The sequence below is a fragment of the Streptomyces noursei ATCC 11455 genome (genome assembly GCF_001704275.1).
GTDB lineage: Bacteria > Actinomycetota > Actinomycetes > Streptomycetales > Streptomycetaceae > Streptomyces > Streptomyces noursei.
Map to the genome: position 1 here is coordinate 2,568,970 of NZ_CP011533.1, position 23,956 is coordinate 2,592,925.

17 protein-coding genes are annotated in these 23,956 nt (G+C 73.2%); 8 read left to right on the plus strand and 9 right to left on the minus strand.

Translation table 11 applies throughout. From position 1 onward, the window contains the following. Nucleotides 1-51: 51 nt before the first annotated feature. Nucleotides 52-408: an ArsR/SmtB family transcription factor gene (locus SNOUR_RS10735; RefSeq protein ID WP_067346023.1), complete on the minus strand. Its 357-nt coding sequence runs from the start codon at nucleotides 406-408 to the stop codon at nucleotides 52-54. An 81-nt stretch (nucleotides 409-489) separates the two neighbouring features. Here SNOUR_RS10735 and SNOUR_RS10740 point away from each other — a divergent pair, with 81 nt between their 5' ends. Beyond that, complete coding sequence (locus tag SNOUR_RS10740) at nucleotides 490-1,629, plus strand: cation diffusion facilitator family transporter (protein WP_067358093.1); 1,140 nt, start codon at nucleotides 490-492, stop codon at nucleotides 1,627-1,629. On the opposite strand, the gene SNOUR_RS10745 is transcribed toward SNOUR_RS10740, so the two are convergent. The 3 genes from SNOUR_RS10745 to SNOUR_RS10755 form a co-directional block, all read right to left on the minus strand. Further along, the gene (locus tag SNOUR_RS10745) at nucleotides 1,587-2,642 is read right to left on the minus strand and encodes a sodium:calcium antiporter (RefSeq protein WP_067346025.1); all 1,056 of its coding nucleotides are present in this window, start codon (nucleotides 2,640-2,642) and stop codon (nucleotides 1,587-1,589) included. The genes SNOUR_RS10740 and SNOUR_RS10745 overlap by 43 nt on opposite strands. A 279-nt stretch (nucleotides 2,643-2,921) precedes the next feature. Beyond that, on the minus strand, nucleotides 2,922-4,355 hold the full coding sequence (locus SNOUR_RS10750) for a cysteine desulfurase (RefSeq protein WP_067346026.1): 1,434 nt from the start codon (nucleotides 4,353-4,355) through the stop codon (nucleotides 2,922-2,924). Continuing rightward, nucleotides 4,342-5,724 carry a family 2B encapsulin nanocompartment shell protein gene (locus SNOUR_RS10755; protein WP_079142497.1) on the minus strand — a complete coding sequence of 461 codons (1,383 nt, stop codon included), beginning with the start codon at nucleotides 5,722-5,724 and terminating at the stop codon, nucleotides 4,342-4,344. The genes SNOUR_RS10750 and SNOUR_RS10755 overlap by 14 nt, the downstream gene beginning before the upstream one ends. Nucleotides 5,725-6,105: 381 nt before the next feature. Here SNOUR_RS10755 and SNOUR_RS10760 point away from each other — a divergent pair, with 381 nt between their 5' ends. After that, the gene (locus tag SNOUR_RS10760; protein WP_079142499.1) at nucleotides 6,106-8,976 is read left to right on the plus strand and encodes a SpoIIE family protein phosphatase; all 2,871 of its coding nucleotides are present in this window, start codon (nucleotides 6,106-6,108) and stop codon (nucleotides 8,974-8,976) included. Between the two features lie 104 nt (nucleotides 8,977-9,080). Then, entirely contained in the window at nucleotides 9,081-9,560 is a 480-nt protein-coding gene (locus tag SNOUR_RS10765; protein ID WP_067346028.1) for a hypothetical protein, read from the plus strand. Nucleotides 9,561-9,593: 33 nt separating this feature from the next. Here SNOUR_RS10765 and SNOUR_RS10770 read toward each other — a convergent pair whose 3' ends face one another. Beyond that, nucleotides 9,594-10,088 carry a DUF4118 domain-containing protein gene (locus SNOUR_RS10770; RefSeq protein ID WP_312632497.1) on the minus strand — a complete coding sequence of 165 codons (495 nt, stop codon included), beginning with the start codon at nucleotides 10,086-10,088 and terminating at the stop codon, nucleotides 9,594-9,596. 511 nt (nucleotides 10,089-10,599) lie between these two features. Between SNOUR_RS10770 and SNOUR_RS10775 the strand changes: the two genes are divergently transcribed. After that, the gene (locus SNOUR_RS10775) at nucleotides 10,600-12,570 is read left to right on the plus strand and encodes an APC family permease (RefSeq protein WP_067346029.1); all 1,971 of its coding nucleotides are present in this window, start codon (nucleotides 10,600-10,602) and stop codon (nucleotides 12,568-12,570) included. A gap of 35 nt (nucleotides 12,571-12,605) precedes the next feature. Here SNOUR_RS10775 and SNOUR_RS10780 read toward each other — a convergent pair whose 3' ends face one another. Continuing rightward, nucleotides 12,606-12,827: a hypothetical protein gene (locus SNOUR_RS10780; RefSeq protein ID WP_067346031.1), complete on the minus strand. Its 222-nt coding sequence runs from the start codon at nucleotides 12,825-12,827 to the stop codon at nucleotides 12,606-12,608. Between the two features lie 397 nt (nucleotides 12,828-13,224). Between SNOUR_RS10780 and SNOUR_RS10785 the strand changes: the two genes are divergently transcribed. Beyond that, nucleotides 13,225-13,866 (plus strand): TetR/AcrR family transcriptional regulator, encoded by a 642-nt coding sequence (locus SNOUR_RS10785; RefSeq protein ID WP_312632499.1) that lies wholly within the window; start codon nucleotides 13,225-13,227, stop codon nucleotides 13,864-13,866. A gap of 45 nt (nucleotides 13,867-13,911) precedes the next feature. Here the strand turns inward: SNOUR_RS10785 and SNOUR_RS10790 are convergent, their stop codons facing one another. Both SNOUR_RS10790 and SNOUR_RS10795 read right to left on the minus strand, forming a co-directional pair. After that, nucleotides 13,912-15,132: an acyltransferase family protein gene (locus SNOUR_RS10790; RefSeq protein WP_312632501.1), complete on the minus strand. Its 1,221-nt coding sequence runs from the start codon at nucleotides 15,130-15,132 to the stop codon at nucleotides 13,912-13,914. Then, entirely contained in the window at nucleotides 15,129-17,495 is a 2,367-nt protein-coding gene (locus SNOUR_RS10795; RefSeq protein ID WP_067346035.1) for a glycosyltransferase, read from the minus strand. The genes SNOUR_RS10790 and SNOUR_RS10795 overlap by 4 nt, the downstream gene beginning before the upstream one ends. Before the next feature lie 867 nt (nucleotides 17,496-18,362). Between SNOUR_RS10795 and SNOUR_RS10800 the strand changes: the two genes are divergently transcribed. Continuing rightward, nucleotides 18,363-18,998 (plus strand): hypothetical protein, encoded by a 636-nt coding sequence (locus SNOUR_RS10800; RefSeq protein WP_067346037.1) that lies wholly within the window; start codon nucleotides 18,363-18,365, stop codon nucleotides 18,996-18,998. 102 nt (nucleotides 18,999-19,100) lie between these two features. Here the strand turns inward: SNOUR_RS10800 and SNOUR_RS10805 are convergent, their stop codons facing one another. Then, nucleotides 19,101-20,558 carry a nucleobase:cation symporter-2 family protein gene (locus SNOUR_RS10805; protein WP_067346039.1) on the minus strand — a complete coding sequence of 486 codons (1,458 nt, stop codon included), beginning with the start codon at nucleotides 20,556-20,558 and terminating at the stop codon, nucleotides 19,101-19,103. Nucleotides 20,559-20,798: 240 nt separating this feature from the next. On the opposite strand from SNOUR_RS10805, the gene SNOUR_RS10810 reads away from it, so the two are divergent. Together SNOUR_RS10810 and SNOUR_RS10815 are read left to right on the plus strand one after the other, a co-directional pair. After that, the gene (locus SNOUR_RS10810) at nucleotides 20,799-23,165 is read left to right on the plus strand and encodes an FHA domain-containing protein (RefSeq protein ID WP_067346041.1); all 2,367 of its coding nucleotides are present in this window, start codon (nucleotides 20,799-20,801) and stop codon (nucleotides 23,163-23,165) included. 60 nt (nucleotides 23,166-23,225) lie between these two features. Next, on the plus strand, nucleotides 23,226-23,921 hold the full coding sequence (locus SNOUR_RS10815; protein ID WP_067346043.1) for a hypothetical protein: 696 nt from the start codon (nucleotides 23,226-23,228) through the stop codon (nucleotides 23,919-23,921). The last annotated feature ends 35 nt before the right edge of the window (nucleotides 23,922-23,956 follow it).

The window sequence follows — 23,956 nt, forward strand, 5'->3', positions numbered from 1 at the left end:
GGGGACGGAACGTGGTAGAAGTCCCGGCCACCCCCGGCCCGTTGTGTCCGCTCAGTCGTGCGGCGGTAGGTGGCGGACCTGGTGGTCGGCGGCGTTGAGGGCCTCGTCGACCAGGCGTCGCAGATGGCCGTGCCGCAGGGCGTACACGGCGCGCCGGCCGTCCTTGCGGGTGGTGACCAGGCCGGCCAGCCGGAGCCGGGCGAGGTGCTGGCTGACGGACGTCCGGGAGGCGTCGCAGGCGGCGGTCAGGGTGGTGACGTCGGCCTCGCCTGCACCGAGGCGGCGCAGCAGGGTCAGCCGGGTGCGGTCGGCGAGCAGACCCAGGATCTCCACGGCGACGGCGAGCCGGGCGCCGTCGTCCGGCTCCTGCGAACCGTGCGCACCTGATAGGTGCATGCGTGCGCTCATACGCACATAATGAGGCGACGAGGGCGCACGGCACAAGCCGCGCCCCGGACCGCGGGAAGGTGCACACCTGTGGACGCGCACATGTCGGTCTCCGACCCCCATCCCCGCCACCATCCCCACCGCCACGGCCCCGAGCACCACACCGGTCCCGCCCCGGCCGGCCGCTCCCGCGCGGCCCGGCTGCGGCACCGGCTCGCGCACGCCCTCGCCCCCCACAGCCACGAGGCCCGGGACAAGGTCGATCCCGCCCTGGAGAGCTCCCGCGAGGGCATCCGCACACTCTGGCTCTCACTCGCGGTCCTCGGCCTGACCACCGTGGTCCAGGCCGCCGTCTTCGCGCTGTCCGGCTCGGTGGCGCTGCTCGGCGACACCCTGCACAACGCCGCCGACGCGCTGACCGCGGTCCCGCTCGGCATCGCCTTCGTCCTCGGCCGGCGGGCCGCCAACCGCCGCTACACCTACGGCTACGGCCGGGCCGAGGACCTGGCCGGTGTGGTCATCGTGCTCACCATCGCGGCCTCCGCGGTGCCCGCGCTCTACACGGCCGTCGACCGGCTGGTGCACCCGCGGGACGTGACGCACCTGTGGGCGGTCGCGGCCGCTGCGCTGGCCGGCTTCCTCGGCAACGAGTGGGTGGCCCGCTACCGCATCCGCACCGGCCGCCGGATCGGCTCCGCCGCCCTGGTGGCGGACGGGCTGCACGCCCGCACCGACGGCTTCACGTCGCTGGCCGTGCTACTGGGCGCGGGCGGCGCCGCGCTGGGCTGGCGCGCCGCCGACCCGGTCGTCGGCCTCCTGATCACCGCCGCGATCCTGCTGGTCCTCAAGGACGCCGCCCGGGAGGTGTTCCGGCGGCTGATGGACTCGGTGGACCCGGCTCTGGTGGCGGCCGCCGAGGCGGCGCTGCGCGGGGTGCCCGGCGTCCGCGGGGTCGGCGCGCTGCGGATGCGGTGGATCGGCCACACGCTGCGGGCCGAGGCGGACATCGTCCTCGATCCGCGGCTGACCGTGGCCCACGGCCACCGGATCGCGGTGGCCGCCGAGCACGCACTGATCCACGGCGTGCCGCGACTGACGGCGGCCACCGTCCACCTCGACCACACCCCGGAGGACGGCGCGGCGGACCCGCACGCGGCGCTGGCCCACCACGCCCCCGGTCGCCCGGCGCCCGGTCCCGCTCACGCCAGGATCGGGATCAGCCCCAGCCCGAAGACCACGTAGAAGCCGGCCGCCACCGCCAGCCGGCCGGCGGTCAGCCTGTGCGCGCGCATGGTCAGCAGGAGGTAGCCGATCGCCGCCATGGTGATCACGCCGGACCACAGCAGGGCGCTGTCGAAGTGCCAGCTGGTGAAGAGCAGGCCCAGGCCGCTGGGGACGGTGGCCTGGATCATCATGGCGCCGGAGATGTTGGCCAGCGCCAGCTTGGTCTTGCCCTGGCGCACCCAGATCACCGCGTTCATGATCTCCGGCAGTTCGGTGGCGATCGGGGAGAGCAGCAGCGCGGTGACCGAGGCGGAGAGTCCGAGCATCGGGCCGATGGCGTCCAGCTGGTGGACGAAGAGCTGCGAGGCGAAGAAGATCACCACCAGGGTGACCAGGGTCTGGGCGACGACCGCCCAGGTCGCCGGGGACGCGGCCTTGGGCTGGAACTTCAGCGGCTCCAGCTCGACGCCCTCGTCGTCCTCCTCGTGGTCGCCGCGGATCTCGCGCCAGAAGTAGACCGCGTACACCGCGAAGAAGGCCAGACCGAGCACCGGCTTGAAGGCGAAGGCGACCAGGCCGAGCGCGACCTTGACGACGAAGACCGGCAGGAACCACGTCTGGTCCTTGGCCAGCCGCCGCATGTCCCGCTCCGTGCCGAGGGGCGCGTCGCCGTTCGCGTCCGCCGCCGCCCCGGAGGCGGGCGCGCCGGCCGGGGCCGCGGCGCGCCGCTTGCGGCGCTGGAGCAGCAGCATCGCGCCGGTCACGCCGTACGCCACGGTGGCCAGGGCCAGCGGGCCGCCCATCGCGGCGCCGACGCCGATGTCCTTGGCCTCCGGGGTGGCGCCCGAGGTCACCGCGACCAGGGTCACCACGGACTCCGGGAGGGCGGTACCGAAGGCGGCGAGGATGGTGCCCACCGCCATCCGGCCCACGTTGAGCCGCTCCCCCAGCCATTCCACGGCGTTGACGAACCACTCGCAGGAGAGATAGATCGCCACCGCACACGCGATGAGCAGGACAAAATGCAACACGCTGATCGTCAGCCTTTCCGCTCCGGCGGGCTTCGAGGGCGACCGACGTGGGAGCGGCGGCACGACTTCGACCCCGCCGACGCGTGAATGATTCGTCGACAAAGGGCCGAAGGTCTCGCCCGCCCGCACAAGTGACTGCGTGGGCCCGGCCACCGGGAGCCGACGAGGGCTCCAGTGTGTCGATGACCGGTTCGCGGGGCTACTCCCCTTCGCAGCCCCCCACCCTACACACCACGGGCGCGGAGCGACGTCAGCGGGACATCGGGGTCGGCGGCGGTCTCAGTCGGACTGCTGGAGCCGCTGGAGCGAGGCGACCAGCTGATCCACCTCCTCGGGGGTGTTGTAGAGGGCGAGCGAGGCACGGGCGGCGCTCTCCAGGCCGTAGTGGGCCAGGGCCGGCTGGGCGCAGTGGTGGCCGGCCCGGACGGCGATCCCGTCACGGTCCAGCCAGTCGGCGATCCGGCCGGGGTCGTGGCCCGCCATGGTGAAGGTCAGCACCGCGATCCGGTCGGCGGCGGAGCCGATCAGGTCCAGCCCGGGGACCGCGGCCAGGGCCTGCTGGGCGTAGGCCAGCAGCTCGGTCTCGTACGCCGCGACGGCGGGCCGGTCGAAGCCGGTCAGCCAGTCGATCGCGGCGAGCAGTCCGACGACGCCGGCGATGTGCCCGGTGCCGGCCTCCAGGAGGTGCGGGACGGGCGCGTAGCTGGTGCGGTCGAAGGAGACGGACTCGATCATGTTGCCGCCGCCCTGCCACGGCGCCATCGTCCGCAGGATCTCCGGCTTGGCGTACAGGGCGCCGATGCCCGTGGGGGCGAACAGCTTGTGGCCGGAGAAGACGTAGAAGTCGGCGTCGAGGTCCGCCACGTCGACCGGGAAGTGGGCCACCGCCTGGGCGCCGTCCACCAGGACCTTGGCCCGGTAGCGGTGGGCCAGCGCGGTCATCTCCTTGACCGGCGGGACGGTGCCGAGGACGTTCGACGCCTGGCTGAGGGCGACCAGCCGGGTCCGCATGGAGAGCCGGTCGGCGTAGGCGTCGAGGTCGATCTGGCCGTCCGGCCGCAGCGGGACGGGGACCACCCGGGCCCGGGTCTCCTTGGCCACCATCTGCCAGGGGACGATGTTGGAGTGGTGCTCCAGCACCGGTACGAGGATGTCGTCACCGGGGCCGAGGTTGGCCCGCCCCCAGCTCTGGGCGACGAGGTTGATCGCCTCGGTGGTGCCGCGGGCGAAGACGATCTCGTCCGGGGAACCCGCGCCCAGGAACCGGGCGACCGCGGCCCGGCCCGCCTCGTACGCCTCGGTGGCCTCACGGGCCATGGTGTGCGCACCGCGGTGGATGTTGGAGTTGCCCGCCCCGTAGAAGCCGGACACCGCCTCGATGACCTGGCGGGGCTTTTGCGTGGTGGCGCCGTTGTCGAGCCAGACCAGGGGTTTGCCGTTGACGGTCCGGTGCAGGATCGGGACGTCGCGGCGCGCCAACTCCGGCGTGAAGGAGGGTTGTCGGGATGACTGACGGTCCGTCGGGACGGTGCCGGGCCAGGTGTGGCCGGCGGACTCGGGGGCGGGGGCCGGGGCGCCGGTGGTCGCACCGGTGGTCGCGCCGGCGGCGGTCGTGGGGGGCGCGGTGGTGCCGGTGGCCGGCGCCGCGCCGGTGGGCACTCCCGTCGCGTCCGGACCGGCCAGCGCGAACCCCAGGAGATCAGGCGTAGTCATGGTAGCGGGACACCTCGACGTTCTGGAGGACGGCGACGGCGTCCTCGACGAGGACCGCGGCGTTGAAGTACGCGGTCATCAGGTACGAGGTGATGCCCTTCTTGTCGACGCCCATGTTCCGCATGGCCAGCCCGGGTTCGATCTCGTCGGCCACCTTCGCCGGGCGCAGGCCGACCACGCCCTGCTCGGCCTCGCCGACCCGCATCAGCAGGATCTCGGTGGTGCCGGTGTCCGCCCCGCCGGAGAAGCGCACCTTGTCGGAGGGGAGCAGCGGGACGCCGCGCCAGGTCAGCAGCGGGCTGCCGAAGCTGGTGTCGATGACCGGGGGCACGCCCCGCCGGGTACATTCCCGGCCGAACGCGGCGATGGCCCGCGGGTGCGCGAGGAAGTAGCCGGGCTGCTTCCAGACCCGGGTGAGCAGTTCGTCGAGGTCGTCGGGGGTGGGGGCGCCGTAGCGGGCCTGGACGCGCTGGCCGGGGGCGATGTTGCTGAAGAGGCCGTGCTCGGGGTGGTTGAGGAGCACGTCCTCCTGCCGCTCGCGGAGCGCGTGCGCGGTGAGGTTGGCCTGGGTGCGGACCTGGTCCATGGTGCCGCTGTAGAGGTCGGAGACCCGGGTGTGGACGCGCAGCACGGTCTGGGCGAGGTTCATGTGGTACTCGCGGGGCGCGTCCTCGTAGTCGACGAAGGTCGCCGGCAGGTCGGGCTCGCCGACGTGCCCGGAGCTGAGGTCGACCGGCACCTCGCTGCCCGGCAGCACCCCGTCCGCCGCGAGGTAGGCGTCCATCGCGGCGCGCAGCGCCGGGTCGCGGTCGCCGAGCCGGGCCAGGGCGGCGCGGTCGAGGCTGAGCGCGGTGCCCGGGGTGAGCGCGGTGACCCGGTACGGCGTCGGGGCGGAGCGGGTCCAGGTGTCGAGGTCGAAGAACTGGCCGTCGCCGATCACGTCGAGGAGCGCGTCCTCGCCGTAGCGGCCGCGCGCCCGCTTCTCGGCCCGACCCTGCACGATGACCAGCAGACGGTCCGTCACCTCGCCGTCCTCCGCGAGGACTTGACCGGTGTCGAAGGTCACCTGCGCGAAGGCGCCGGCGAGTTCGGTCAGCAGCGCGTCGTCCGCCTCGCGCAGGTACGGCAGTTCGCGCAGGTCGCCGGGGATGACCCGGTGGGTGTCGCCGTCCTGGTAGGTGCTGAGGCGGTCGTCGCCGAGGACATAGGTGCGGCGTCGGTTGACGCGGAAGACGCCGGATTCGACGTCCACCCACGGCAGGGCGCGCAGCAGGTAGCGCGGGGTGATGCCGCGCATCTGGGGGGTGGTCTTGGTGGTGGTCGCGAGTTGCCGTGCCGCATCCGGGGCGAGCGTCATCCGGTCGTTCACTGGGGCCTCCCTACGGGACCGAGGCATGCCGACCGACCGGCGCACGGCCGGTGACACGCGGGACATCGGGATGGTCGGGGCGGGAATATGCGGCCCGCAATGGCCCGTTGGCGGCCCTCCGGCCGGAAACGCTCGCTACCCGAAACCTGGAATTCCGGATATACGTGCGACTACCTTGCGTCGTAGCGCCGCTACGCCGCGTGGAACACCCCTAGGGCAGGCGGCCCATGGGGCCCGGACGCCCCGCACCGACGCCCGCCCTCCCCTGACAACCGACCAAATTTGCCCTCATGAAGCCACTTTGTCATTCCAAAAGGAACGCTTATGACCCCGCTCAGTCGATCGCCCCGCAGGGGCGCACAATGCTAAATATGGCGCGTGATGGAAAATTTCGAGCGAAAGCGACATTCCAGGCGTGATGTCGTGCGCCGCCTTCGCTCGGTGCTGAGCGTGCACAGCGTCGCGGGCCAGGTCCTCGCGTTGCAGCTCGCCCTCGTCGTGCTGCTGGTCGTGGCGGCCGGGGTGGCGCTCGCCCTCCAGGCCCAGCAGGCGAGCCTCCAGGAGGCCGAACAGCGGTCGTCGGTCGCCGCTGCGGCCTTCGCGCACGCCCCGGGGACCGCCGCCGCGATGCAGTCCGCCGACCCCACCGCGCGGCTCCAGACCCGGGCGGAGGACGCCCGCAGGGAAGCCGGCCTCGACTACCTCGTCGCGTTCAGCCCGTCCGGGGTCCGCTGGACCCACCCCAACCCGCAGCTGATCGGCAAACACGTCCCCGACGACTACGGCCCGGCGCTCGCCGGCCGCACCGTCACCTCCACCTCCTCCTCGGCCTTCGGGCGCGCCGTGGACACCACGGTGCCCGTCAAGAACGCCGGAGGCCGGCTCGTCGGCCTGGTCGCGGCCGGCATCAAGGTGCAGCGGACCAACGAGTGGGCGCTGCAACGGCTCCCGCTGCTGATCGGCAGCGCGGCCGGCGCACTGGTCGTCGGGGTCGGCGGGATGGCCCTGGTGGGCCGCCGGCTGCGGCGCCAGACGCACGGCCTGGACCCGGCCGAGATGGCCCGGATGTACGACCACCACGACGCCGTCCTGCACGCCGTCCGCGAAGGCGTGCTCATCGTCGGCGGCGACGGACGGCTGGTGCTCGCCAACGACGAGGCCCGCCGGCTGCTCGACCTGCCCGACGACGCCGAGCACCACCGGGTCACCGAGCTGGGACTGGAACCGGGCATGGCCGCCCTGCTGGCCTCCGGCCGGGCGGCCACCGACGAGGTGCACCCCGCCGGCGAGCGGCTGCTCGCGGTGAACATCCGCCCCACCGCCCCCTACGGCGGCCTCCCGGGCACCGCCGTCACCCTGCGGGACACCACCGAACTCCAGGCGCTGACCGGCAAGGCCGAGGTCGCCCAGCGGCGCCTGAAGCTGCTCTACGACGCGGGGATGCGGATCGGCAGCACGCTGGACGTGTCCCGCACCGCGCAGGAGCTGGCCGCGGTCGCCGTACCCCGGTTCGCCGACGTGGTCTCCGTCGAGCTGCTGGAGCCGGTGCTGCGCGGCGACGAGCCGACCGGGGGGCACGCCCCGATGCGACGGCTGGCGGTCCGCGGCGTACCGGAGGACTCGGCGGTCTACCGCGTCGGCGAGCAGATCCGCTTCGTGCCCGGCAGCCCGATCACCGCGGGGATCGCCGACGCCCGCCCGGTCGTCGTCCCCGACCTGCGCGCCGAACACGAGTGGCGGGCCCAGGACCCGGTCGACACCCAGCGGATCCTGGACAACGGCATCCGCTCGCTGATCGCGGTGCCGCTGCGGGCCCGCGGCGTGGTGCTGGGCCTGGCCAACTTCTGGCGGTCCACCACCTCCGAGGTGTTCGGCGAGGAGGACCTGTCCTTCGCCGAGGAGCTGGCCGCGCGGGCCGCGGTCTCCATCGACAACGCCCGCCGCTACACCCGCGAGCACGCCACCACCATCACCCTCCAGCGCAGCCTCCTGCCGCGGGCCCTGCCCGAGCAGTCGTCCCTGGAGGTGGCACACCGCTACCGGCCCGCGCAGGCCGGCGTCGGCGGCGACTGGTTCGACCTCATCCCGCTGCCCGGCGCCCGGGTCGCCCTGATCGTCGGCGACGTCGTCGGGCACGGCCTGCACGCCGCCGCCACCATGGGCCGGCTGCGCACCGCCGTCCTCAACTTCTCCACCCTGGACCTGCCGCCCGACGAACTCCTGGGGCACCTGGACGAACTCGTCAGCCACATCGACACGGACGAGGCCCGCACCGGCGGGACGGGGGCGGGCGAGGACGGCGGCGATCCCGCGGTCGGGACCACCGCTGACGCGGCGCCGGAAACGGCCCCCGACACCGCGCCGGCCAGCGACGCCTCGCTGGTGGGCAACAGCGGCGCCGGCATCACCGGCGCCACCTGCCTCTACGCCATCTACGACCCGGTCGACGGACGCGTCACCCTGGCCCGGGCGGGCCACCCGGGCCCGGCCCTGGTCCTCCCCGACGGGACGGTGTCCTTCCCCGAGGTGCCGGTCTCCCCGCCGCTCGGACTGGGCGGCGGCATGCCCGTGGAGACCCTCGAACTACCCCTGCCCGAGGGCTCCCGGCTGGTCCTCTACACCGACGGGCTCATCGAGGGCCGCGACCGCGACATCGACACCGGCCTGGAGCTGCTGCGCAGCACCCTCACCGGCGCGCCGGACAGCTCGCCGGAGGAGACCTGCACCGCCGTCCTGGCCGCCATGCTGCCCGAGCACCCCGGCGACGACATCGCCCTGCTGGTGGCCCGCACCAAGCTCCTGGACCGGGACCGGATCGCCGAATGGGAGGTCCCCTCGGACCCGGCGGCCGTCGGCCCCGTCCGCTCCGCCTGCATGCGCACCCTGGAGACCTGGGGGCTGGCCGACATCGGCTTCACCACCGAGCTGATCCTCAGCGAACTGATCACCAACGCCATCCGCTACGGCGCCCAGCCGATCCGCGTCCGCCTCCTCCACGACCGCGCCCTGATCTGCGAGGTCTCCGACGGCACCAGCGCCTCCCCGCACCTGCGGCGGGCCACCACCACCGACGAGGGCGGGCGCGGACTGTTCCTCGTCGCCCAGTTCGCCCAGCGCTGGGGGACCCGCTACACCCCCGGCGGCAAGGTCATCTGGACCGAGCAGACCCTCGACGGGATGCGGCCGCCGGGCGGCCCCGAGGACGGCGGCGTCGACCGCCTCCTCGACCAGTGGGACGAGGCGGCCCCGTGAAGCAGCGGACCGTGCCGGACGGGCCCCGGACGGCACCAGATGCAGCCCCACCCGCCGCTCGCTAACCTCGATCGAAGGGCCGGAACCCGACCTCTGGAGGCCCCATGACGCAGCTGCCCGAACCGCGCGACATCGCCCCTCGACTGGCCACCGGCGCGTTCATCCTGAACGCCGGGCTGACGCTGTGGCGGGCGGACGAGGAGACCGCGGCCTCCGTGCACGGCACGGCGACCACGGCGTACCCATTCCTGTCGGCACTGCCCGCGGAACAGTTCACGCGGCTGCTGGCGGCCACGGAGATCGCCGTCGGCGGCGCACTGCTCGCCCCGTTCGTCCCGACCCGGCTGGCGGGCGTCGCCCTGACCGGCTTCGCCGGCGGCCTGGTCGGCCTCTACCTGCGCCTGCCCGGCATGCGCCGACCCGGCAGCCTGCGCCCCACGCAGAGCGGTCTGCCGCTCGCCAAGGACGTCTGGATGCTGGGCATCGGCATCGGCTTCCTCGGCGCCCGGCGCCGCGCCGACGGCCGCCGGTGCCGCGCCGACGGCCGCCGGTGCCGCTGCCCCGGCTACCTGAGGGGCCGCTGACCGGCCGGCACGTCGCGGCGGGCCGGCCGGACGTCACCCCGCGCCGCCGCGCCGGCTCCGCACGGCCCGTACCGCCGCCGCGCACCCCGCCCCGGCCAGCCCGGCCCCCGCGAGGACCCACAGGCTCAGCCGGTCGGTCTGCTGCCAGCCCAGTTCCGCGCGCTGCTGCACCACGAAACCGTCGAAGAACAGCCAGGAGACGAGGACGACGGCCGGGACCAGGCGGGGCCGGGCCGCCGCCGCGACGGCGACGGTCAGCAGCGCGAACGCGACGAGCGAGAACGCCAGGTGGGCGGCCTCGCCGGTCACCAGCAGGACGGTCACCGCGACCGCCGTCGCGGCGGCGCCGACCGGCAGCGCGAGGTCGCGGCCGAGCTCGTCGGCGGGCGGCGGCGCGGCGACCGCCCGACCGACCGCCGTCCCGCGCCCGGCCCGCCGTCCCGCGACCCGCCCCGGGCGCGAGGTCGGCGCCGGGAACCGCGGGGTGGGCGGCGGGTGGGCGGGGACGGGGTGGTGAAGGGTCGCCATGAGAGCACCTCCTGGGGCCTGGGGCCTGTGTGCCAGGGTGCGCGGACCGGCGGGACCGGGACCGATTCGGCGGGGAACTTAACGCGGTGCGTACGGGGGGCCGAGGGATTATGACGCGGCCCTGACGCGGCGGGTATGGACACCGGATGCCCCCGGACGCGCCCCGGGCGCCGAGGGGCACCGGCACGTGTTGCATACTCGCTCCTCGTTGCCCCGGGCTCCCGGGGGACAACTCGTGGGCGAAAGCGACAAAAGGCGGCAGGAAGAGCGAGTTGGACAGAATCGGCCCTTATCGGAGCAGGCCGCCGATGCGCCGGACCGGGCGCCCTCGGGGTGGTCCTCAGCGCGCCTCCCGCGCCGCCTCGGCCCACGCCACGCCCCGCCCGCAGCACGCCCCGGTCCGTACGACGACCGCACGGCCGGACACCCCCCGACACACCCATCAACCCCCCACCCGACCGGCCCCCGTGACGGCCGGCGGGACGAACGACGATCGGCAGGACGTGGCCGTATGACCAGTACCCAGGTGGACCCCACTCCGCCGCCCACCGCCCCCGCACCGAGGTGGCGGTCCTGGCTGCTGGACGGCCTGAGCGAGCAGAGCGCCCGCCACCCCGGACCGCACGGCACCCCGCCCGCCGAGCACAAGGGCCACTCCTGGTGGCGGGTGATGTGCCTGACCGGCGTCGACTACTTCTCGACGCTGGGCTACCAGCCGGGCATCGCGGCGCTGGCCGCCGGACTGCTGTCGCCGTTCGCCACGCTCGTGCTGATCGCGCTGACGCTGCTGGGCGCGCTGCCCGTCTACCGGCGGGTCGCCAAGGAGAGCCCGCAGGGCGAGGGTTCGATCGCGATGCTGGAGCGGCTGCTGCCCTGGTGGGCGGGGAAGCTGCTGGTGCTGGTGCTGCTGGGGTTCGCCGCCACCGACTTCGTCATCACGATGACGCTGTCGGCGGCGGACGCCTCGGCGCATGTGGTGGAGAATCCTTTCGCCCCGGCCGCGCTGCACGGCGCCAACCTCTGGATCACGCTGCTGCTGCTCGCCGCCCTGGGCGCCGTCTTCCTCAAGGGCTTCCGGGAGGCGATCGGGATAGCCGTGGCGCTGGTCGGCGTCTACCTGGTGCTCAACGTGGTCGTGCTGGCCACGTCGGCCTGGCAGGTGCTGTCCCACCCGGTCGCGGTCGGCAACTGGTGGGGCGCGATGACCGCGCAGCACTCCTCGCCGCTGGCGATCGTCGGCGTCGCGCTGCTGGTCTTCCCGAAGTTGGCACTCGGCATGTCCGGCTTCGAGACCGGCGTGGCGGTGATGCCGCAGGTGCGCGGCGACGCCGGTGACGACCCGGTCAAGCCGGCCGGCCGGATCCGGGACACCCGCCGGCTGCTGACCACCGCGGCACTGATCATGAGCGTTTTCCTGCTGCTGTCCAGTCTGGCGACCACCATCCTGATCCCGCAGAAGGAGTTCGCGCCCGGCGGTTCGGCCAACGGGCGGGCGCTGGCGTATCTGGCGCACGAGCACCTGGGCGAGGCGTTCGGCACGATCTACGACATCTCGACCATCGCGATCCTGTGGTTCGCCGGTGCGTCGGCGATGGCGGGGCTGCTCAACCTCGTGCCGCGCTACCTCCCCCGCTACGGCATGGCGCCGGAGTGGACCCGGGCGGTGCGCCCGCTGGTGCTGATCTTCATGGCCATCGCGTTCGGGATCACCATCGTCTTCGACGCCAGCGTCGACGACCAGAGCGGCGCCTACGCGACCGGCGTGCTGGTGCTGATGCTCTCCGCCTCGTTCGCCTCGACCGTCGCGGCCCGGCACCGCGGGCACCGCGGCGCCACCATCGGATTCGGCGCGATCACCCTGGTCTTCGGCTACACGCTGGTCACCAACGTCATCGAGCGGCCGGACGGCCTGAAGATCGCGCTGCTGTTCATCCTCGGCATCCTGCTGACGTCGTTCGCCTCCCGGGTGCACCGCGCCTTCGAACTGCGCGCCGCGGACGTGGTGTTCGACGAGACCGCGGAGCGGCTGATCGAGGAGGCGCTGGCCGCCGGACCGCTACGGGTGATCGCCAACGAGCCCGACGAGCGGAACGCGGCGGACTACCGGGAGAAGGAGTACAGCCAGCGCGAGGAGACCCACATCCCCGACCGCGGGCCGGTGCTCTTCCTGGAGGTGCTCGTCGAGGACTCCTCGGACTTCACCGCGGAACTGCACGTGCACGGGGTGGAGGAGCACGGTGCGCGGATCCTGCGGGTGCAGGGCGCGGGTGTGCCCAACACCATCGCGGCGGTGCTGATGCAGCTCCGCGAGCGGACCGGCCAGGTGCCGCACATCTACTTCAACTGGACCGAGGGCCATCCGTTCAGCCACCTGCTGCGCTTCCTGGTGTTCGGTGACGGAGAGGTCGCGCCGGTCGCCCGCGAGGTGCTGCGCCGGGCGGAGCCGGACCTGCGGCGGCGCCCGCGGGTCCACGTGGGCTGACCCGCCCGCTCCCCCGCCCTTCCTCGGCCGCCGGATCACTTCCGGCGGCCGAGTGCTTTGGCGCGGCCGTGCGACCAGCCGGCGAGCACGACGCCGACGGCGACGACGCAGAGATAGGCGGTCAGCAGGACCGGGAACCCGCCGCCGACCCATCCGAGCAGGCCGGTGTTGCCGTGGTCGATCAGCAGGCGGACGGCGCCCTGAGCGGCGGTGACCACCAGGCCCATGGCGATGATCTGCAAGACGTCGTACTTCATGGCGCTCCTCGAAGCGTGCGGTGATGACGTGCCCTCGGTCTCCTCCGCCGCCGTGACGCGACGCCGGCGCGCGACACGGGTCGGGAAACGGGAGGGCACGAGGGGCGGGACGCCGGAGCCGGACCGTCCTCGGACGTGCCCTCCGGCCCACCGGGCGCCACCCCGTGACGTTACGAACGTATCAGCGCCTCGGGTGCCGGATTAGGCTTCAGCACTGTCGAATTCGCTTTTCGTCACAGTATTTGCGAGGTGCCGAATGGACTTGGGCCGTGCGAAAAACCATCCGTCGTGCCGGCTGTGCGGAGCGCCGCTGGCCCCGGCCGGGCGCGGACGGCCGGCGCTCTACTGCTCGCGCAGCTGCCAGGCCCGGGCCTACCGGCGTCGGAAGCATCCGCCGGTGCCGCCGCCGACCGGGGCGCCGCGCCCGGCCACGGGCCCGGCCGGGGAGGCGGCGACGGACAAGCGGCGGCGGATCATCGAGGCGGTGTGGCGGATCGCGGCGGAGCGCGGGCTGCACGCCGCCAGCATCCGGGAGGTGGCGGCCGAGGCCGGGGTGTCGGTGCGGGCGGTGCAGTACCACTTCGCGGACAAGCACCGGCTGTTGGTGGACGCGCTGCGGCTGCTGCACGACGAGAACGAGCGGATCGCCCGGTCCCGGATCCGCTTCGACCCGGCGGACCCGCGGGGACTGCTGCGGGACGTGCTGGACGAGTTCTTGCCGGTGGACGCCCAACGGACCGCGGCGCTACGGGTGTTCGCGGCGTACTACGCGCGCAGCCTGACCGATCCGGCGCTGGCCGCGGTGTTCCTGCCCGACGAGCATCCGCTGGAGGAGATGGTCGCCGGGATCCTCGCGGCGGCGCGGGACGCCGGGCGGGCCGCGCCGGGGTTGGACGTCCGCCTGGAGGCCGATCTGCTGGTGTCCGCGGCGGTGGGGCTGGGCGGCGATGTGCTGCACGGCCGGCGGTCGTTGGCACAGGCACGACGGGCGCTGGCCTACCGGCTGGGGACGCTCTTCGACGACAGACCCTGGCGGTGACGGGGGCCGCCGTCGGGCGACCCCCGTCACCGGTTTTCGGCACGGTCAGCGGAGGGCGGGTTCCGGGTAGAAGTCCCGGGGACGCCCTTGGGCGTCCTTGAGGCGGCCGAGCAGGCTCGCCGGGTATTCGACGAGCCAGTAGCTGGCCGCGGCCACCGCGACGGCGGCGAGGAAGACGATCAACAGGGCCCAGGGGAAGCCGGACGGGCCCGCGGGCAGCAGTCCGGCGTTGTGCAGCAGGAGCATGACCGGCTCGTGCCAGATGAAGAGGCTGTAGCTGATCAGGCCCAGCGGCGTGAGCCAACGCGCCGTCAGGAAGCGGTTCCAGAAGGTGCGTCGGCGGATGTGGAGGGTGCCGAAGAGCAGCAGCGCCCACAGGGCGGAGGCGATCGGGTGGTAGTAGGTGAAGGTGAAGCCCTCCGCGTCGGACTGGAGCGAGAGGCAGAAGAGGCCGGCCAGCGCGAGGGCGGTCAGCAGCAGCGCGGCACCCGGGGAGAGGCGGGCCCGGTCGCCGAGCGCGGCCAGGACCACGGCCAGCATCATGCCGGCCGCGAAACCGCCGAAGCGGGCCTGCGGGCCGAAGTAGGCGACCCAGTCGGTGTGCGGGATGCCGAGGGCGTAGTGCGCGACGGTGATCCATGCCAGCGGTGCGGCGAAGAGGAACAGGCAGCCGGCGGCGCAGACCGCGACCCGGTCGGCCCGGCGGCGCAGTCGGCGGCAGGCCCGGACGGCGAGCGGACCGAGGCCGACGAGGACGAAGTAGAAGAGCACCTCCAGGGAGAGCGACCAGGTGGGGCCGAGGGTGTAGAAGATCCGGTCCTGGTCGAAGACGTGGGTGAACGTGAGGTGTTCGAAGAGGTCCTGCCAGTCGCCGGGGAGGGTGGGGTTGCGGGTGGCCCAGACGACCAGCACGGCCAGGACGTACAGCGGCAGGATGCGGATCGCGCGACGGAAGAGGAAGGCGCGGGCCGGGCGGGTGGAGCCGCCGTCGAGGGCGGCGCGGGCGTAGGAGAGGGTGAGCAGGAACGCCGACAGGACGAAGAAGAGGTCGATGACCTCGAGGGAGAGCACCGCGTCGAGGACGGGGTTGGTCACCGGCGGGTGGGTGCCGTGCGCGTCGTAGGCGGTGTACTGCTGCCAGACGTGGAAGGCGACGGTGCTGAGCGCGGCGAGGCCGCGGAAGCCGTCGATGTCCCCGGCGCGGCGGCGGCGCGGGGCGCCTTCGGGGGTCCGCGGCGGGGCGGGTGGGCCGGTGGTGACGCTCATCGGCGGGCCACCGCCCTCGTCGCCTGGGCGCGCGGGGTGACCCGCCACTGCCGGTCGCCGAGGGCCTCCTTGAGGTGGGCCTGACGCGCGACCATGTTCTTGAAGTGGCTGTAGAAGACGGTCGACACCAGGAGGTAGGACCAGAACCAGCGGCGGCGGGCCCGGATTTCGGGGACGGCCAGGCGCCAGGCGAAGAGGGCCTGGACGGGTCCGGCGGCGAGGGTGAGGAGCAGGGCGAGCACACAGACCGGTACGCCCCAGTCGAGGTGCTGGGGGCCGCCGACCTTCCAGGTGGCGTAGAGCAGGATCGGCAGGATCTGCAGGGTCAGCCAGGGCTGTATCTCGCGCCAGCCCAACAGGACCAGCAGGCCGAACTTCTGACGTACCGTCAACACCGGTGAGCGCAGACCCCGCCAGAGGTGCTTGAGGGAGACCTGGAGCCAGCCCTGGGCCCAGCGGGAGCGCTGGTTCCACAGCGCGGTGAGGGTGGTGGGGGCCAGTTCGCGGGAGATCAGGGTGCGGTCGACGGCGATCCGGGCGCCCGCGGTCAGGCAGCGCATGGTGGAGTCGATGTCCTCGGTGAGCATGGAGCCGTGCATCCGGGTGCGGGCGAGGAGGTCGGTGCGCCAGAAGCCGTTGGAACCGCCGAAGACGCCGAAGCCGTGGAGCCGGGTGCGGCCGGGGTGGCTGACGGCGTAGATCGCCTCGAACTCGACGGCGACGAGCCGGGCGATCCGGGAGCTGTCGCCGTTGCGGATGACGCAGTGGCCCTGGACGACGTCGTAGCCGTGGGAGAGCCAGTGCCAGGCGTCGCGGAAGGCGTGCGGGGCGGGGTGGTGGTCGGCGTCGAAGATGCCGACGAACTCGCCGCGGACGCGGGTGACGGCGGCGTTGACGTTCTGGGCCTTGGAGGTGCTGCCGGCGACGGGGAGGAGGACGAGGCGGGGGTCGCGGGCGGCGATCTCGCGGAGGGTGTCCTCGACGGGCAGCGGATGCGGGGTGTTGTAGGCGAGGACGATCTCCAGACCGCCCGGGTAGTCCTGGCGCAGGAACGATTCGACGGTGTCGACGATGGTGGCGGCCTCGTTCGGGAGGTACGCGGCGATCACGGCACTGGCCGGCGGGTAGGCGGCGCCGGGGCGTTGCGGTCGGGTCGGCGCGTCCAGCGCGTAGAGGCACTCCAGGACGATCAGCAGCGCGGAGAGCACCAGGCCGGCGACGACCGCCCAGTACATGCCCGAACCGAGGTCCCAACCGGCCAGATAGGTCTGCCGGTAGAGGGCGAACGGCACCCCGATGCCCAGGAGCAGCGCCAGCACCGGGGAGAGCGCGGAGAGCGCGGGGCGGATCACGGCGCGCAGCGGCGGCCGGCGGTGGCGATGGGCGGCGCCGCGCATCCAGGGGGCGTGGCGGACCGGGCGGAGGTCGCGGTGGCGCAGGGACTCGCGGGTCGCGTCGCGGGCCCGGTCCACGACGTCGGCGGCATCGGTGCACCCGGCGAGCGGGAGCCAGCCGACGGCGGGGGTGAGGCGGACGTTCTCGTCGGCGACGACGAAGCGGGTGCCGGCGGCGGCGGTGGCGAAGGCGTGCAGTGCGCGCAGGGCGGTCTCCTCGTCGACGCCGGGGAGCAGCATCAGCAGGTGGCCGTCGTCGTCCCGGCCGAGCCGGTCGCAGGCCCCGCCCAGTCTCTCGGCGACGCCGGCGAGCCGTTCGGCGACCTCGCGGCGGATCCGGGGGCCGAGTCGCTCTTCCAGGGCGGCGAGTTCGGCGACCGCGACGACGGCGAGCACGCCGCCGTGCCGGGCGCCTTCGGGGCGCTTGAGTTCGCGGTCGAGTTCGTCGAGGAAGTGCGGCCGGGAGTAGAGGCCGGTGCGCGGGTCGCGGAGCAGGTGCTCGACGGGGACCGGGACCCGGCGGAGCTTGGCCTCGATCCGGGCGGAGAGCTCGTCGGGGTCGGACGCCTCGGGTATGCAGTCGTCGGCGCCCTGGCGGAGCAGGTCGGCGGCGCCGGTCGGGCCGGGGGCGCCGGTGACCATGAGGAGCGGCAGGGCCCGTCCGGCGGGGACGGTGCGGACCTCGCGGATGACGTCGGCTCCGGCGTGCCCGGCGCCGGGCTCGTGCAGGGCGACGACGGCGTCCGGGGGTGCCTGCCGGACGCGGGGGCCTGCCTCGCCGGGTGGGGCGTGGGTGACGTCGTGACCGGTGGAGCGCAGGGTGTGGGTGAGGCGTTCCAGGCGTGGCCCTGGGGTGCCGATGACGAGGACCTGGCCGGCCGGGTGGGCGCCGGGTGCGGTGGGGTGGTCCGTTCCGCCGAGGAGGGCCGTGGGTGAGCCCTGGGGGTGTGCCGGGTGCGAAGTGAGCACCGGGGATTGTCCTTTCTGGCTACGGGGCACACGGAGGCCGGCGACGGGGGTCCCTGGACAGCGGCCTGTCGGCGGTCCTTGCGGGGACGGGACCCGGCGGCCGGGCGCGGGCAGGCCGGCGCAACCGCCGTGGTACGGCGGCGGGTCGGCCATGCCGTCGGGCCGGCTCGTGGGGTGCCGGCGGCTCCGTGACGCGCGCGATGCGGGGACGGTGACGATCAGACGGGCGTCGGGCGGCGCTCAGTTGGCGAGGGCCGCCGACGACGCGCCGACTGTCAGAGGCATGACAGCGCGAAGTGGCGCGCCGGGGTGCGTCTTCTCTCGGCGGAACGGACGGCGGCGCGGCGGCGCGCGACCCCTACGGGCGCGAGCGGTACGGCAAGCGGCAGGCACCGGACCGCGCGGGGGCGGTCGAGCGTGTATCGCATAGGGAGGGTCCCATCCTGATCGGATTGTGGGGGGAGGACCGGATGTCAGGTGTACACCGACCGGCGCTGCCGGGCAAGGCCCATCGGCACCCGCCAGCCTCTGCGATCACTGTGACACCACACCTTCATCCACGTAACGCCTTGATTACGTCCGGCCTTCGTGATGACCCCAACTGCCGCTACCGCCCGGTAGATACCGGTGCATCGGCTATACCCGGAACGGGAGTTCTGAGCTGGAGGTTCGTACCTCTCGCCGATCTGTTAATCTGCCCGCCCCTGGATGTTCCTCCATGTCCGCTCCCTTTCCTCCCCCCAGCACCCCCCTGCTCACCGGGTGCAGCGAGGTGTCGCGTACGTGAACAGCGTTCCGTTCTCTCCCGCTCAGGCCCGATCCGCACGGGCCCGGGTCGGCCTGACCACGAGTCAGGTCGCCCAGTCCATGACGGCATGCGGCGCGCCGGTGCGCCCCGAGGTGATCGAGGCGTGGGAGTACGGCTCCCTGCAGCCCACCGAGGCGCAACTCTTCGCCCTGGCCGATGTGTTGTGGTGCCCGCCGGTCGTGCTGATGGGGGTGGAGCCGCGGACGCTGGCCGAGCACCGGATGGCCCGGCAGCTGAGCGCGGAACGGCTGGCGCAGTTGGTCGGCATGGCGCCGGAGGAGTACCGCGCGGCGGAGGGCGCCAACGAGTGGCACGGCGACTACCGGCAGACCAAGGCACTGGTGGACGCGCTGGGACTGTCGCTGCGCAAGCTGATCGGGGTGATGGGGCGGGTCGAGGAGCTGGCCGGGCACCTGCGCGCGGCACTCGAGGGCCGTTGGAAGTCGCATGTCGCGCCGATCACCGAGATCACCTCGCTGAACCGGACGCGGGTGGGCGACGCGCTGCGCACCATGCACGCGGAGTTCGCGGACTTCTCCGAGCGGTACATGGGGCACGTGGTGGCACGGAGCGCCGACGCCCGGCTCAAGGAGATCGCGGCCGAGCGGTCGGCGTATCTGCGGCGACTGGTCGACCACTTCTGGGAGTTGATCGGCGAGGCGGGCGAGGCGCCGCCGTTCCACTCCGTGCACTAGGGCCTGACCCATCGGACAGCCACTAGGGCCGGTCCGCCGGGTCGGGCTCGGGCCGGAGGGCGGGACAGGCGCGTCGGGCGCGTCCCGCCGTCCGGCCGGGTGTCAGTACGCGCCCTGGGGGTGCGACGGGGGGCCGGCCGGCGCCGACCCGTCCGGCCCCGGCTCGTCGTCCTCGGCGAACTCGTCCCAGTCGATCTCCAACGACCTGCGGCGGGTGAAGACGTTGAAGACGAGGTTCAGCACGATCGCGGTCAGACCGCCCAGGGTGATGCCGCTGTCGAGCACCGCCCGGACCCCCTGCGGCATCCGCTCGAAGAACGGCGCGACCGCGGTGGGCAGGAACGCGACGCCCAGACTGACCGCGAGGATCAGGGCGTTGCGCTCCTCGCGGAGGTCCACCTTGCCCAGGATCTGGATGCCGACCGCGGCGACCATGCCGAACATGGAGAGCGCCGCGCCGCCGAGCACCGGGTGCGGGATCGCGGCGACCACCGAGCCGGCCTTGGGCACCAGCCCCAGCACGATCATGAGGCCACCGGCCGCGACGACCACGAACCGGCTCATCACCCGCGACATCCGCACCAGGCCGATGTTCTCGGCGAACGCCACGTAGGGAAAGGAGTTGAAGATGCCGCCGAGGACCGTGGCGACGCCGTCGGCGCGCAGCGCCCGGGCGACGGTGTCGTTGCCGACCGGCTTGCCGGTGATCTCGCCGATGGCGTAGACGTCACCGGTGGTCTCCACCATCGTGATCAGCATGACGACGATCATCGCGATGATCGGGAACGGCTCGAACTTGGGCATTCCGTAATGGAACGGGGTGCTGACGCCGAACCAGGCCGTCTGTCCCACACCACTGAAATCGGCGTCACCGAGCAGCCAGGCGACCGCCGTTCCGCCGACCAGGCCGAGCAGCACCGCGACGCTGCTCAGCAGCGGCTTTCCGATCCGCACGATCACGAGAACGAACAGCAGCGTGCCCAGGGCGTATCCGAGGTTCTTCAGGTCGCCGAATTCGGGCTTGCCCACCAACTGGGCGCCGCCGGCCGCGTCCTGGAGCGCCTGCGGGATAAGGGTCAGCCCGATGATGGTGAGGATCGTGCCGATGACGATCGGCGGGAAATACTTCACCAACTTGCTGAAGAACGGGGCGAAAAGGAATGTGGCGATACCCGCGGTGATGACCGCGCCGTAGACCACCAGCAGTCCGGCGGTGCCACCGCCCGCCCCCAGTCCGATGGCGATCATCGGGGAGACCGCGGTGAAGGTGACGCCCTGGACGAGGGGCAGCCTGGCGCCTATCTTCCATATGCCGAACGCCTGGATGATGGAGGCGATTCCGCAGGTCAGCAGGTCCGCGTTGATGAGGTAGACGAGTTCCTGGCGGGACAGCCCGAGGGCATTCCCGAGCAGGATCGGGACGATGACCGCGGCCGCGTAGAAGGCGAGGACGTGCTGGAAGCCGTAGAGGGCGAGTTTGCCGAACGGCAGCACCTCGTCGACGGGATGGGCCCGCTGCCGGGGAAGCTGCCGAGGGGATTGTCGCGCGAGTCGTGCCATCTCTGCCTTGCCTTCATGAGGTAGGTGAATAAGAAGGAACCCGGGCCCTATGGTGCGTTGCCCTGCAGGGTGCGGTGCGTCCCGGTTTGCCGGTGCGTCCTTCGATCAGCGAACCGAAGTACGGCATTTCCATGGAATGCGCAGGTGCGGGCACATCGGGGCGCTCACCCTAGTTGACCTACGTCGGTCCGCGCGAGTAACCGGGGGCGAGAGCGGGGAATGCGCCGTAAAATCTGAAATATGGCTGAGCGGCCTGATGCGTCCGCCGCGCCCGAGCTCCTGGTGGAGTCCGGCGGGGTCACGCAGGTGATGAATCCGGGCCACGCCTACCACGTGGGACGGGACCCCGACAGCGACCTGGTGATCAGCGACGACCGGGTGTCGTGGCACCACGCGGTGCTCCGGGCCACCGAGGGCCACTGGCTGGTGGAGGACGAGGGCAGCACGAACGGCACGTACACGGACGGGCATCGGGTGTCGCGGTACGGAGTCGGCCCGGGGAGCGTGATCCGCTTCGGCAACCCGGCCGACGGCCCGTGCGCGGTGCTCGCCGGTGTCCCCCGCCCGACCACGCCCGTCGGCCATCCGCATACCGTGTCGCGGCCCGCGGCCACCCACACCTTCCGCCGGCCGAGCACGGTCCGGCCGCTGCCCCCGGCGCGCACCACGCGGATCGGACGGGCCGACGACAACGACCTGGTCGTCGACGACCTCGCGGTCTCCCGCCACCACGCCGAACTCCGGGCCGGCCCGGACGGCTACCGGATCGCCGACCTGGGCAGCCACAACGGCACCTACCTCAACGGCCGTCCGGTCGACGTCGCCCCGGTGCGCCCCGACGACATCATCGGCATCGGCCACTCCGCGTTCGTCCTCGTCGGCGACCAGCTCCAGCAGTACGTCGACACCGGCGAGGTCTCCCTGGACGTGCAGCGGCTGACCGTCCGGGTGGGCCGGGGCGGCGAGCGCCGGACCCTGCTGGGCGGGGTGTCCTTCCCGGTGGGTGAGAAGTCGCTGCTGGCCGTGATCGGCCCCAGCGGTGCGGGCAAGTCGACGCTGTTGAACGCGCTGACCGGGCTGCGGCCCGCCGACGAGGGCACCGTGCTCTACGACGGCCGGGACCTCTACCGGGACTACGCCGAGCTGCGCCAGCGCATCGGGCTGGTGCCGCAGGACGACATCCTGCACACCCAGCTGACCGTCCGCCGGGCGTTGGGCTACGCGGCGGAGCTGCGGTTCCCCGAGGACATCGCGCCGGCCGAGCGGGCGGCCCGGGTCGAGGAGGTGATCCGCCAACTCGGCCTGGTCGAACGGGCCGGGCTGCCGATCCACAAGCTCTCCGGCGGGCAGCGCAAGCGCGTCAGCGTGGCGCTGGAGCTGCTGACCAAGCCGTCGCTGCTCTTCCTCGACGAGCCGACCTCGGGCCTCGACCCGGGGATGGACCGCTCGGTGATGCACATGCTGCGCGGCCTGGCCGACGACGGCCGCACGGTCATCGTGGTCACCCACAGTGTGCTCAGCCTGGACGTCTGCGACCGGCTGCTGGTGCTGGCGCCGGGCGGCACCATCGCCTACTACGGGCCGCCGGAGGAGGCGTTGCCGTACTTCGGGTTCGGCCAATGGCCGGAGGCGTTCGAGGCATTCGAGAACGACCGCGGGCGGGACTGGGCCGGGGAGTTCCGGGCCTCGCCGCTGTACCGGCGGTACATCGCCGGGGAGACCCGGCAGCCACCGGTACCGCCGGCCCCACGGGCCCCGCAGGCGCCCGGGGAACCGGTGGCCGCGCCCCGGACCCAGCGCTGGGGCACCCAGCTGTGGACGCTGATGCGGCGGTACGCGGCGGCGCTGTCCTCGGACCGGACGTTCCTGATCATCATGGTGGCGCTGCCGTTCGTCATGGGGGCGATGGCGCACGGCCTGAGCGGCGGGAAGCTGACCACGGACTCGGCGACGAACGTGCTGCTGATCCTGTGCGTGGGCGCGGTGCTCACCGGGGCCGCCAACGCGGTGCGCGAGCTGGTCAAGGAGCGGGTGATCTATCAGCGGGAGCGGGCAGTGGGGCTGTCCCGGTCGGCGTATCTGATGTCGAAGGTGCTGGTGCTGGGGACGGTCACGGTGGTCCAGGCGGCGGTGCTGACGGTGGTCGCCCTGTTCGGGGTGGAGCTCAACGCGCCGGGCGGCAAAGGGGTGTTGCTGCCGCCGCTGCTCGAAATCACCCTGGCGGTGGCGCTGTTGGCGTTCACCGCGATGATGCTGGGGCTGCTGGTGTCCGCGCTGGTGCGCAAGGAGGAGGTCACCATGCCGCTGCTGGTGCTCCTCGCGATCGTCCAGGTGGTGTTCTGCGGGGCGCTGCACTCGCTGCGCGGCACGCCGGTGCTGGAGCAGCTGGCGTGGCTGGTGCCGTCCCGCTGGGCGCTCGGGGCCATGGCGGGCACCATCGACCTGCACCGGATCCTGCCGCAGCCGCTCACCGCGGATCCGCTGCTCCGGCACGCGGTGGGCCCCTGGCTGCTGGACATGGGGATGCTGGTGGTGCTCTCGGCGGTGTTCGGCTTCCTCGTCCTGCGACTGCTGCGGCGCCATGAGCCCGAGATCATGCGCCGGTAGTCGGGACCGTTGGTGCGTACGGCGCCGGGGCCGTGCGCGAGGAGTGCCGAGGAGCCGCCTGTGACCGCACCGGAGTTCCGTCCCAGCCATGTCGTCCCGCCGGGCGGGATGCCCACGTGGGCGGACCCGGGCGTGGGCCGTCCACTGATGCCGCTCGATCCGCTGCTGCCCGTCCAGGTCGTCGAGCGACACGGCGACTGGGCGCGGGCGCTGTGCTCCAACGGCTGGTCGGCGTGGGTGGACGGGCGGCTGCTGCTGTCGGTGCCGCACGACCCGCCGACCGCCGAGCAGCCCGCCGCCTGGGCCGCGGACCCCCGGCCGCTGCTGGCCGCCGCCGAGGGCGCGCTGGGCCGCTACCGACAGCTGGTCGAGGAGTTGCTGGCCGGGCGGGTGGACCGGGAGGCGTTCGGCGAGCGGGCGCTGGGGGCGCGGGTGGGGGCGGTGGTGGACGGCGACGCGGTGTGGCTGTACGACGCGCGGCACGGACGGTGGTGCTTCTGCGACGGGGAATCGTTGGTGACATTCGCCGTCTCGGACGGGCCGATGGCGGAGGGGCCCGAGGCGCCCGCGGAGGCCGCGGAGGCGGTCGCCGACGCGACGGGCACGGAGGGCACCGGCGGCGCGGGGAGTGCGCGGAGTACGGGGAGTGCGGGGACCGGGGCCGGACTGCCCGGCGAGGCGGAGTTCCCACCGCCGTACCCGCCGCCGGTCCCGCCGTCGTTCCCGCCGCCGGGCGGGACGGGTGAGCGGCCGTGAACGAGCGGCCGACGGACGCCGAGCAGGCGGGCACC